The organism is Streptomyces kurssanovii (assembly GCF_040677245.1).
Classification (GTDB): Bacteria; Actinomycetota; Actinomycetes; order Streptomycetales; family Streptomycetaceae; genus Streptomyces; species Streptomyces kurssanovii.
The window spans coordinates 1-10,335 of sequence record NZ_JBFAQK010000038.1; the positions used below are offsets into that span (position 1 = coordinate 1).

Here is a 10,335-nt window from a genome sequence, read left to right on the forward strand (position 1 = left end):
GCTTATCGGCCGGTGGTGGCCTTGGGGCGGCGCCGACGCGAACGGGGGCGGGCCGGACTCCCAGGGAGTCCGGCCCGCCCGCGCGTCGTGCCGTGCGGTCACCGCACCGGAGTGAAGTCCCGCGCCCCGATGAAGTCGGGCCGCGGCACCGGCGCCGCGAACGGCTCGACCGCCGTGTTCTCCACGCTGTTGAACACGATGAAGACGTTGCTGCGCGGGTACGGCGTGATGTTGTCGCCGGAGCCGTGCATGCAGTTGCAGTCGAACCAGGTCGCCGACCCGGCCCGGCCGGTGAACAGCCGGATGCCGTGGTCGTCCGCGAAGCGCGTCAGCGCCTCGTCGGACGGTGTGCCGGCGTCCTGCATCTGCAGCGACTTCTTGTAGTTGTCCTTCGGCGTCTCACCCGCGCAGCCGAGGAACGTCCTGTGCGACCCCGGCATGATCATCAGGCCGCCGTTGGTGTCGAAGTTCTCGGTCAGCGCGATGGAGACGGAGACGGTGCGCATGTTCGGCAGGCCGTCCTCCGCGTGCCACGTCTCGAAGTCCGAGTGCCAGTAGAAGCCGGAGGCGCCGAAGCCGGGCTTCACGTTGATACGGGACTGGTGGACGTACACGTCGGAGCCGAGGATCTGGCGGGCTCTGCCCACCACCCGCTCGTCGCGCACCAGCGCGGCGAACAGCTCGCTGAGCTTGTGGACCTCGAAGACCGACCGCACGTCCTGCGACTTCGGCTCGATGATCGAGCGCTCGTCGGCACGCACCGCCGGGTCGCTGATCAGCCGCTCCAGCTCGGAGCGGTACACGGCGACCTCGTCGTCCCTGATCAACTGGTCGACGGTGAGGAAGCCGTCCCGCTCGAACCCCATGAGGTCCGCCGTGGCGATCGGTCCCGGGGCGCCGGGTGCCGACCAGACGACCGGGTCCTTGCGGGGGGTGAGCACCTCACTGGCGCCACGGGTCGGGTACAGGTCGGTGCGTGCGGGTGCGGTGGTCATCTTTCAGCCCTCCTCGGTCAGCAGCGGGTAGACGCCGTTCTCGTCGTGGTCCTCCCGTCCGGTGACGGGGGGATTGAAGACGCAGACGCAACGGAAGTCCGTCTTGGGGCGCATGGTGTGCTTCTCGTGCCCGTCCAGCAGATACATCGTGCCGGGCTCGATCCAGTGGGTCTCGCCCGTCTCGTCGTTGGTCAGCTCGGCCTCACCCTCCACGCAGAGCACGGCCTCGATGTGGTTCGCGTACCACATCGACGTCTCCGTACCCGCGTAGAGCACGGTCTCGTGGAGCGAGAAGCCGACCTTCTCCTTGGCGAGCACGATGCGCTTGCTCTCCCAGGTGCCGGAAGCGGACTTCACGTGGCGCTCGGTGTTCTCGATGTCCTTGAACGATCGGACGATCACGGTGGTTCGTCACCTTTCGGTAGTGCGGGTGGTCAGGCGGTCTCTCGGACGGAGCGCGCCAGGATGCGCAGGCCCTCGTCCAGCTCGTCGGCGGAGATCGTCAGCGCCGGCAGCAGCTTCACGACCTCGCTCTCCGGCCCGGACGTCTCGAGCAGCATTCCGAGCTCGAAGGCGCGGGCGCAGACGGCGGACGCACGCGGCTTGTCCTCGAACTCCATGCCCCAGACCAGGCCGCGGCCGCGGAAGCTGACGCCCTCGCCGCCCATCTCGTCGACGATGGCGAGCAGCGCACGCTCGACCTGTTCGCCGCGGGCGATGGTCTGCTTCTCCATCTGCCCGTCGGCCCAGTAGGTGTTGAGGGCCGCGGCGGCGGTCACGAACGCCGGGTTGTTGCCGCGGAACGTGCCGTTGTGCTCGCCCGGCTCCCAGATGTCCAGCTCGGGCTTGAACAGCGTGAGCGCCAGGGGCAGGCCGTAGCCGCTGATGGACTTCGAGACGGTGACGATGTCCGGGACGATGCCGGCCTCCTCGAAGGAGAAGAAGCCGCCGGTGCGGCCGCAGCCCATCTGGATGTCGTCGACGATCAGCAGCATGTCCTGGCGGTGGCACAGGTCCTGCAGCGCGCGCAGCCACTCGGCACGGGCCACGTTGATGCCGCCCTCGCCCTGGACCGTCTCGACGATCACGGCGGCCGGCTTGTTCAGGCCCGAACCCTGGTCCTCGAGCAGCCGCTCGAACCAGAGGAAGTCGGGGACCTGGCCGTCGAAGTAGTTGTCGAACGGCATCGGGGTGCCGTGCACCAGCGGGATGCCGGCGCCGGCCCGCTTGAAGGCGTTGCCGGTGACGGCGAGCGAGCCGAGCGACATGCCGTGGAAGGCGTTGGTGAACGAGACGACGGACTCGCGTCCCTTCACCTTGCGGGCGAGCTTCAGCGCGGCCTCGACCGCGTTGGTGCCCGTCGGCCCCGGGAACATGACCTTGTAGGGCAGGTCACGCGGGCGCAGGATCACGTTCTGGAACGACTCGAGGAACGCGCGCTTGGCGGTGGTGGCCATGTCCAGGCCGTGGGTGATCCCGTCGCGCTCGATGTAGTCGATCAGGGCGCGTTTCAGGACCGGGTTGTTGTGCCCGTAGTTCAGCGATCCGGCGCCGGCGAAGAAGTCGAGGTAGGTGTGGCCGTCCTCGTCGTGGAGGTGGCTGCCCTGGGCGCGGTCGAACACGGCGGGCCAGCCGCGGCAGTAGCTGCGCACCTCGGACTCGAGGGTCTCGAAGACGCTCAGGGCGGGCGGGGTGATGGTCACAGCGAACTCCATGGGGGTGGGGTGGGCGCGAGAGGTCAGGGATGACACGGCGCGCGCGGGGTGCCGTGCGGGCACAGGGCGCGCGGCAGCGGTCACGCGGCGACGGGGCCGATGCGGTACAGCACTTCCGGCTGGTGCGTCCCCTCGGGGAACAGCCCGCCGTCGAAGAGGACCTCGCGGCTGAGGGATGCTCCGTGGCGCTTGGCGTAGGAGGTGAACAGGGCGTCGGAGGCGGTGTTGTCCGGGGTGATGGTCGTCTCTATCTCGCGGACCCCGTGTCCGCCGGTGACCTTGGCGGTCAGTGCGTCCAGCAGGACGCCGGCCAGCCCCCGGCCCCGGTGCGCGTGGTCGACGGCCACCTGCCAGACGACGAGCGCCTCCGGGCGGTCGGGGCGTACGTATCCGGTGACGAAGGCGATGGGCTCGCCGTCACGGCCGCGGGCCACGACGGACGTGGCCGCGAAGTCGCGACACCACAGCAGGTAGCTGTACGAGGAGTTGAGGTCCAGAACCTCGGAGTCGCGGGCGATGCGCCAGATCGCGGCTCCGTCCTCCACTCGTGGGGTGTCGATCTCAAGGAATTCGTCTCGGGCTCGTACAAGGTCTTCTTGTGCGGCGGTCATGTCGATTCAATTTACCGAGCAAATTCGTGGATTGCATCGGGCCAGGGGGTTGGGTGAAGAGAGCCGTTGTGTTATCGCGCGCGTGCGAGCTCGCTGCGAATCGTCGGGCGATCGCTCGTGTTTGCCCGGATATATCCGGGCATATCGGTCTCTCTGTGGTGTCGGTCACATGGCGGCAACCCCGTTGACACATGATTGAATCGACCCTGAAAACGATATGAATCCCTACGTTTAACGGTCGGGATCCGGGGCAGCAGAATGCGGGGAGCTGTTTACCGGAGTGAACCTGAATTTGCTCCCGCATTTGTTCGGTTTGTTTATGCGGGATGTACGCGGGACACCGGGATTCGATGTGAGGAGCCTGCCGGAGAACGCCGCGGCGACGCGGAGCGGGCAGAGGCCCCGCCGGAACGGGGCCGCCCGGTCGTCAGTCCCAGCTCTCGCCGGCCGCCCGGCGCGCGCCCTCGAGATCGACAGGCCGGCCGTGCTCGGCCAGCGCGCCGCCCAGCGCCGCGAGGGACGACTGCACCACGCCACGGGTCGCGTCCACGCCGTAGTGGTTGATCCGGATCATCTCCGAGGCGAGCGGGCCGCCACCGGCCATCACCGGCAGCGATGGGTCGGCGGCGAGCGCCTTCGCCACCAGGTCCCTCGCGTCCACCCCGGCGGGGGCGCGCAGCGTGGTCGCGACCGGGGCGGCGTGCCGTGCCTCGTGCACATAGGGGGCGATACCACCGCCGAGCGCCAACGCTCCCGCGCGGGTGGCCGCGGCGGCCGCCGCGTGCCGGGCCGTCACGGCGTCCAGGCCCTCCGACCCGATCCGCTCGAGGCACGCCTCGAGCGCCAGCATCTCCAGCTGCGCGGGCGCGTGCAGCAGGGCCTTGCGTCCACCGTCGATCCAGCGCTGCTTCCAGTCGAGCAGCGACAGGTACGAGCCGCGGGGCGCGGCCGGGTTGGCGGCGATGCGCTCCCAGGCCCGCTCGCTCACCGACACGGCGGAGACGCCGGCGGGGCCGCCCATCGCCTTCTGCGCGCCGATCACGCACAGGTCCACGCCCCAGGCGTCGGGGAGCAGGGGCTCCGCGGCCACGGACGCGACCGCGTCCAGCATGAACAGCGCGCCGTGCGCCCGTACGACCTCGCCGATCTCCGCGACGGGGTTGGTGTTGCCCGTCGCCGCCTCGGCGTGCACCAGGGAGACGAAGTCGATCTCCGGGTGCTCGGCCAGCACCCGCGCCACCTGCTCGGCGCTCACCGCCGTGTGGAAGGGCACCTCGAGGTCCACCACATCGGCCCCGCAGTCGCGCAGCCAGTTGCCGAAGGTCTGGCCGTAGGGGCCCGTGACCACGTTCAGCGCCGTCGAACCGGGGTGCGCGCCGCCGCGGATGCAGCCCTCGAGGGGCAGCAGGGCCTCGCCCTGCATCACGACCACGTCCTGCTCGGTGCCGAGCAGCGCCGCGACCCGGCGCTCGATGGACGCGAAGTGCGCGGCGGTCAGCGGGGCGAGGTCCAGCAGCGGGTGTGTCACGGCGGTGCTCGGTTTCTCTCGGTCGTCCGGCCGGTGTTCCCACCAGGGCCGGACGGTGTTCGGACAGTGTTCGGGCTCTCGCTCGAGAGTACCGAGGGCCTCGTACAGTTCCTGGCATGAGCGATCACACGGTGCTGCATGTGAAGGGGCGGGTGCTCGTCGGGCCCGAGGAGGTGCGGGACGAACTGTGGGCGGTCGACGGCCGGATCACCTTCGAACGCCCCCGCGCCGAGGCGGTCACCGTGCACGGCTGGGCGCTGCCAGGGCTGGTGGACGCCCACTGCCACGTCGGTCTCGACCACCACGGCCCGGTCGACGCCGCGACCAGCGAGAAGCAGGCCCTGACCGACCGCGAGGCGGGCACGCTGCTGATCCGCGACGCGGGATCTCCCTCCGACACCCGCTGGATCGACGAGCGCGAGGACCTGCCGAAGATCATCCGGGCGGGCAGGCACATCGCCCGCACCCGGCGCTACATCCGCAACTACGCGCACGAGATCGAGCCCGAGGACCTGGTGGCGTACGTCGCGCGCGAGGCACGGCGCGGCGACGGCTGGGTCAAACTCGTCGGTGACTGGATCGACAGGGACGCCGGTGACCTGACCGCCTGCTGGCCGCGCGGGGCCGTGGAGGCGGCCATCGCGGAGGCCCACCGTCTGGGCGCCCGGGTGACGGCGCACTGCTTCGCGGAGGACTCGCTGCGCGACCTCGTCGAGGCCGGCATCGACTGCATCGAGCACGCGACCGGCCTCACGGAGGAGACGATCCCGCTGTTCGCGGAGCGCGGCGTCGCCATCGTCCCGACCTTGGTCAACATCGCCACCTTCCCCGCTCTTGCCGCGGGCGGGGAGTCCAGGTTCCCCCGGTGGTCCGCCCATATGCGCCGGCTGCACGAGCGCCGCTACGACACCGTGCGCGGGGCCTACGACGCCGGCGTGCCGGTCTTCGTCGGCACGGACGCCGGCGGTTCCCTCGCGCACGGGCTGGTGGCCGCGGAGGTCGCCGAGCTGGTGAAGGCGGGCATCCCGCCGCTCGAGGCCCTGTCGGCGACCACGTGGGGAGCCAGGAGCTGGCTGGGCCGCCCGGCGCTGGAGGAGGGCGCCCCGGCCGACCTGGTGGTGTACGACGAGGACCCGCGGGCCGATGTGCGGGTGCTCGCGGCGCCGCGCCGGATCGTCCTCGACGGGCGGATCGTCGAATGACCTCCGCGGAAGGGTGACGTCCGCGGAGGCGGTCTCCGTGGAACGGTGACGTCCGCGGAGGCGGTCTCCGCAAGGGGCGACTGCCGCGGACGGGCGGGCGGTGCCGGGTTGACAGGGCGTTACCGGGCGCCGTCGCCGTTCGTTGAGGCACTCAACGCCCGTTGCCGGGAAGCCTCGCACGCGCCCTCGGTGGTGGACCGGCGCACCACCCTTGGACGGTGACGGGTGCGCCGTACGGGAACGCGCGTGCCTCAAGAATCGAATACGAACACGGAAACCCCACTTTAGGGTGAACTCGCGTCAGGTGTCTGTCCGTTCACTCTCCGTGCGTAAAGATTTCGGTGTCCCGGTCGCCGCCGTCCACGTGTCCCCGTGCGACGGCAGGCGGCCCCATGTCTCCGTGGGGGTTCCACCACCTTGAACAGCAACACCTTCCGCATGCCCGCACGCAAGGCCGCCGCGGCGACGGCCGTCGCCGCTCTGGCCGCCGCGCCTGTGGCGCTCGCCGGCCCTGCCCACGCCACCGGCGGCGGTGAGGGAAGTGCCACCGCGGTCGTGCTCCGTACCGGCCTGGACGTCTCCCTGCTCGACAAGACGGTCCACGTGCCGCTCAGGACGACGCTCAACGAGGTCCGGGCCCCGGGCAGCGCCGAGAAGACCGCGCTGAGCGTGGAGTTGGACGGAGTGGGGAAGGGCGGGCACGTCCAGGTGCTGCGCGCGGACGTGGCGACCTCGAAGGCCACGGTGGAGAGCGGCAAGGCCGAGGCCCACAGCAAGCTGGCCAACGCCAGGGTGCACGTGCCCGGTCTTCCGCTGCTGTCGCTGATCGAGGTCGAGCAGGTCACGTCGAAGGCCGTCTGCGAGAGCGGCCGGCAGCCCGTCGCCGAGTCGAACCTGCTGGGCAAGGTGAGGGTGCTCGGCAAGAAGGTCACACTCAGCACGGGCGGCCCGACGCGCGTCGAGGTGCCGGGCGTGGGCGAGGTGAGCCTCGAGCTGTCCAAGACCCGCACCACGTCCCGTACGGCCGCCGCGACGGCCCTGCAGCTCAAGGTCGCCGTCAACCCGCTGGAGCTGAACGTCGCCGAGGTCGACGGCGAGGTGACGCTCGCGGAGGCGACCTGCGAGACACCCGGCGCGTCGTCGGGCGGGACCGCGAAGCCGGCCGAGCCGGCGCCCCCCGCGGACGACAGGCCCGCGGACGACGAGCCGGCCGGTGAGAAGCCCGCCGAGGGGGTCTCCGCCCAGTCCGGCGAGCAGCCCGGCGAGGACAACCTCGCGGCGACGGGCGGAAGTTCCAGGACGCCGTACCTCGCGGGCGGCGCGGCCGTCCTGCTCGCCGCCGGTGCCGCGGCGACCCTCTTCGGCCGTCGCCGCTCCAGGGGCTGACGCCCGGCCACGGCGGCCGGGCCCTCGAGGAGGGGAGAGGGACCCGGCCGCCACCGCCTCCGTACCCGGGCAGCTCCCGGCGCGCCGGGCACCGGGAGCCACGTGCCCGGGGCGCCGGTGCCTCGGCGTCCCGGTGCCGTCAGTGACCGACCATCGTCAGCGCCTGGTCGAGTGCCTGGAGGAAACGGTTCGTCGTGACGCGGTCGCGCACCGCGAGCCGCAGCCACTCGTCGTCGAGGCCGGGGAACGTGTCCCCGCGCCTGGCCGCGAAACCGAGCAGCCGCAGCCGCTCGCGCACCTGCGCCGCGCGCCGCACCCGTACGAGGACGAACGGCCCCTCGGCCGCCTCCACCGCCCGGACCTCCTCGAACTCGGCCAGTCCCGCCAGCAGATGGGCACGGTCCGCGGCGATCCGCAGCGACGCCGCCTCCGCCTCCGCCAGCGCCGCCCGGCCCATGCAGGCCTCCGCCGCGACCAGCGCCGGCGTCGACACCGGCCACAGCGGCTGCGCCCGCTCCAGTGCCGCGATCGTCCGCGGCTCCGCGAGCACGTAGCCGATCCGCAGGCCCGCGAGCCCCCATGTCTTCGTGAGACTGCGCAGCACCACGAGGCCGGGTACGTCCGTCCGCCCCGCCAGCGCCTCGCGTTCGCCCGGCACCGCGTCCATGAACGCCTCGTCCACCACGAGCAGACGCCCGGGCCGGGCCAGCAGGGCTATGTCCTCAGCGGTGTGCAGCACGGACGTCGGATTGGTCGGATTGCCGATGACGACCATGTCCGCCTCGTCCGGAACGGCCTTCGGGTCGAGCCGGAACCCGTCCTCCTCGCGCAGCAGCAGCCGCTCCACGGCATGGCCCGCGTCACGCAGCGCCGCCTCCGGCTCCGTGAACTGCGGGTGCACCACAAGAGGCCGCCGCACCGGAAGGGCGCGCGCCAGCAGCACGAACGCCTCCGCCGCGCCCGCCGTCAGCAGGACATGGTCCTCCGGCAGCCCGTGCCTGCGGGCGACGGCGGCGCGGGCGGCCCGGCCGTCCGGGTACGCGGCGAGTGACCCGAGCGAAGCAGTGATGCGCTCGCGCAGCCAGCTCGGAGGCGTGCCGGTACGGACGTTGACGGCGAGGTCGATCAGACCCGCCGCGCCGTCCCGCACCTCCGCGTCGCCGTGGTGCCGCAGATCGTGCCCGCCGGAACGCTGCTCCGGATCCTCCGGGCGCTCGGGGTGCTCAGCGTGCCTGTACATGGCTGCCGTGCCGTGGTGGGGGAGAACTGGTCACGGAAGTCTCCTCGGTGTGGGGGCGAACAATGAGGGATCGAACGGAGGTGAACAAACGCACGGACATCATGTCCTCTGCGGCCGCGTCACGGCAGTGGTCGACGACGTCCGCGACCCCAGGAGAGCGATCGCGCACGTCGCACCGGCAGGCCGGCCCGACGGTGCGGACCGCCTTTTGGGGACCAGCAGTTCGCCGCCGCCCGCCAGCGCCGCGGCCTCGGCGACCGACGGCGTCCCCACCGCACACAGTGCGGCGCGGGACGGGTTCTCCACGGGAACCCGCGCCAAACGCTCCGCGCCGTACGTCCACAACGGAACGCCCAGGCGCTCCGCGGCGCCCAGCACGCCGGGCTCCGCCGCTTTCGCGTCGACGGTCGCCAGGGCCACCACGTCGGCCGCCGACAGCCCCGCCTCGCGCAGCGCCTCCTCGACCAGGCCGTGCACCTCGTCGGCCGGCACGCCACGTGACGCGCCGACACCGACGACCAGGCCCCCGGACCCTGCGGCGGAGCCGCCCGTCGGGCCGGTCGCGCAGTCTGTCGTCGGGCCGTCCATCGGGCGGCTCGCGGCGCCTGTCGTCGCACCGTCCGCCGAGCCGTCCGGCGGGCTGCTGACGGCGTCCGCCGTCGTGCCGTCCGTCGAACCGTCCGGCGGCCGGGTCGCGGTGCCTGTCGTCGCACCGGCTGCCGGACCGGTCGTGGTGCCGCGCGGCGACCGGGTCACGGCATCGTTCACGAGGCGGCCCTCCTGTCGGCGGCCGACGGCCGGTCAGTGGCTGTTCCGACCGTGGCCGACGGCCGGTCAACCGGGTGAACCGGACGCACAGCGATGTGCGGGAGCGTCCCGGGATCGGCTAGCAAGGGCGCATGGCGGTGATCGTCGCGCTCGGCGCGTTCCTGATGACGCTCTTCGGAGGCTGGACGGCCGGTCGTGTCACCGACCGCCGTCACCTCGTGCTGGGCCTGGCCGGGGGGCTGATGCTCGGTGTCGTCGGCCTCGAGCTGCTGCCGGAGGCGCTGGAGGCCGCGGGCGCACCGGTGCTGGGCGTGCCGCAGGCCCTGCTGCTGTTCGTCGGCGGCTTCCTCACGGCGCACATGGTCGAACGGCTGCTGGCCGTACGGCAGGCGGCGCACGGGGCGGACCACCGCGTGCCGCAGGTGGGTCTGACGGCGGCCGCGGCCATGGTCGCGCACAGCCTGATGGACGGCATCGCGCTCGGCGTCGCGTTCCAGGTCGGCGGCGGGATGGGCGCCGCCGTGGCGCTCGCCGTCGTCACCCACGACTTCGCCGACGGGTTCAACACGTACACGATCACCAGCCTGTACGGGAACACCCGCCGCAAGGCGAACATGATGCTCTTCGCCGACGCGGCCGCCCCCGTCGTCGGCGCGGCGTCGACCGTGCTGTTCACTCTTCCTGAGGATCTTCTCGGCAGCTACCTCGGCTTCTTCGGCGGCGCGCTGCTGTACCTGGCCGCCGCCGAGATCCTGCCCGAGGCGCACCACGAACACCCGGCCCGCTCCACCCTGTTGTGCACCGTCGGGGGAGTGAGCTTCATCTGGCTGGTCGTCGGCGTGGCCGAGTGACACCGTGAAGGAAGCCGCCGCTCCCCTGGCTCTTCCCCC

General features: G+C 71.9%; 9 protein-coding genes and 1 pseudogene. 3 read left to right on the forward strand and 7 right to left on the reverse strand.

The features are described 5' to 3' along the window. Positions 1 to 98: 98 nt before the first annotated feature. From thpD to AB0K36_RS23635, 5 genes are all read right to left on the reverse strand, one after another. Positions 99 to 995, reverse strand: coding sequence for an ectoine hydroxylase (gene thpD, locus AB0K36_RS23615; RefSeq protein WP_189475624.1), 897 nt, complete (start codon positions 993 to 995; stop codon positions 99 to 101). A 3-nt stretch (positions 996 to 998) separates the two neighbouring features. Next, entirely contained in the window at positions 999 to 1,397 is a 399-nt protein-coding gene (locus AB0K36_RS23620; RefSeq protein WP_005319062.1) for an ectoine synthase, read from the reverse strand. Positions 1,398 to 1,429: 32 nt separating this feature from the next. Further along, the gene (gene ectB / locus AB0K36_RS23625) at positions 1,430 to 2,698 is read right to left on the reverse strand and encodes a diaminobutyrate--2-oxoglutarate transaminase (RefSeq protein WP_364597718.1); all 1,269 of its coding nucleotides are present in this window, start codon (positions 2,696 to 2,698) and stop codon (positions 1,430 to 1,432) included. A 92-nt stretch (positions 2,699 to 2,790) separates the two neighbouring features. Beyond that, positions 2,791 to 3,321 (reverse strand): diaminobutyrate acetyltransferase, encoded by a 531-nt coding sequence (ectA, locus tag AB0K36_RS23630; protein ID WP_364597721.1) that lies wholly within the window; start codon positions 3,319 to 3,321, stop codon positions 2,791 to 2,793. A gap of 427 nt (positions 3,322 to 3,748) precedes the next feature. Beyond that, positions 3,749 to 4,849 (reverse strand): pyridoxal-phosphate-dependent aminotransferase family protein, encoded by a 1,101-nt coding sequence (locus AB0K36_RS23635; protein ID WP_364597723.1) that lies wholly within the window; start codon positions 4,847 to 4,849, stop codon positions 3,749 to 3,751. Positions 4,850 to 4,965: 116 nt separating this feature from the next. Here AB0K36_RS23635 and AB0K36_RS23640 point away from each other — a divergent pair, with 116 nt between their 5' ends. Together AB0K36_RS23640 and AB0K36_RS23645 are read left to right on the forward strand one after the other, a co-directional pair. Next, entirely contained in the window at positions 4,966 to 6,051 is a 1,086-nt protein-coding gene (locus tag AB0K36_RS23640) for an amidohydrolase family protein (protein ID WP_364597726.1), read from the forward strand. Positions 6,052 to 6,468: 417 nt separating this feature from the next. After that, positions 6,469 to 7,437: an SCO1860 family LAETG-anchored protein gene (locus AB0K36_RS23645; RefSeq protein WP_364597729.1), complete on the forward strand. Its 969-nt coding sequence runs from the start codon at positions 6,469 to 6,471 to the stop codon at positions 7,435 to 7,437. Positions 7,438 to 7,576: 139 nt separating this feature from the next. Here the strand turns inward: AB0K36_RS23645 and cobC are convergent, their stop codons facing one another. Both cobC and AB0K36_RS23655 read right to left on the reverse strand, forming a co-directional pair. After that, positions 7,577 to 8,677 carry an Rv2231c family histidinol phosphate aminotransferase CobC gene (cobC, locus tag AB0K36_RS23650; protein WP_364597732.1) on the reverse strand — a complete coding sequence of 367 codons (1,101 nt, stop codon included), beginning with the start codon at positions 8,675 to 8,677 and terminating at the stop codon, positions 7,577 to 7,579. Positions 8,678 to 8,836: 159 nt separating this feature from the next. Then, positions 8,837 to 9,202, reverse strand: a pseudogene (locus tag AB0K36_RS23655) (cobalamin biosynthesis protein); the annotation flags it as partial. A gap of 374 nt (positions 9,203 to 9,576) precedes the next feature. Here AB0K36_RS23655 and AB0K36_RS23660 point away from each other — a divergent pair. Then, a complete protein-coding gene (locus tag AB0K36_RS23660) occupies positions 9,577 to 10,296 on the forward strand; it encodes a ZIP family metal transporter (protein WP_364597735.1) in 720 nt (239 codons plus the stop codon). Positions 10,297 to 10,335 lie beyond the last annotated feature (39 nt).

Excerpts from the sequence above, each read along its gene's own strand:
- thpD (WP_189475624.1), bottom strand. The coding sequence starts at position 995 with ATGACCACCGCACCCGCACGCACCGACCTGTACCCGACCCGTGGCGCC.
- ectA (WP_364597721.1), bottom strand. The coding sequence starts at position 3,321 with ATGACCGCCGCACAAGAAGACCTTGTACGAGCCCGAGACGAATTCCTT.
- AB0K36_RS23640 (WP_364597726.1), top strand. The coding sequence starts at position 4,966 with ATGAGCGATCACACGGTGCTGCATGTGAAGGGGCGGGTGCTCGTCGGG.
- cobC (WP_364597732.1), bottom strand. The coding sequence starts at position 8,677 with ATGTACAGGCACGCTGAGCACCCCGAGCGCCCGGAGGATCCGGAGCAG.
- AB0K36_RS23660 (WP_364597735.1), top strand. The coding sequence starts at position 9,577 with ATGGCGGTGATCGTCGCGCTCGGCGCGTTCCTGATGACGCTCTTCGGA.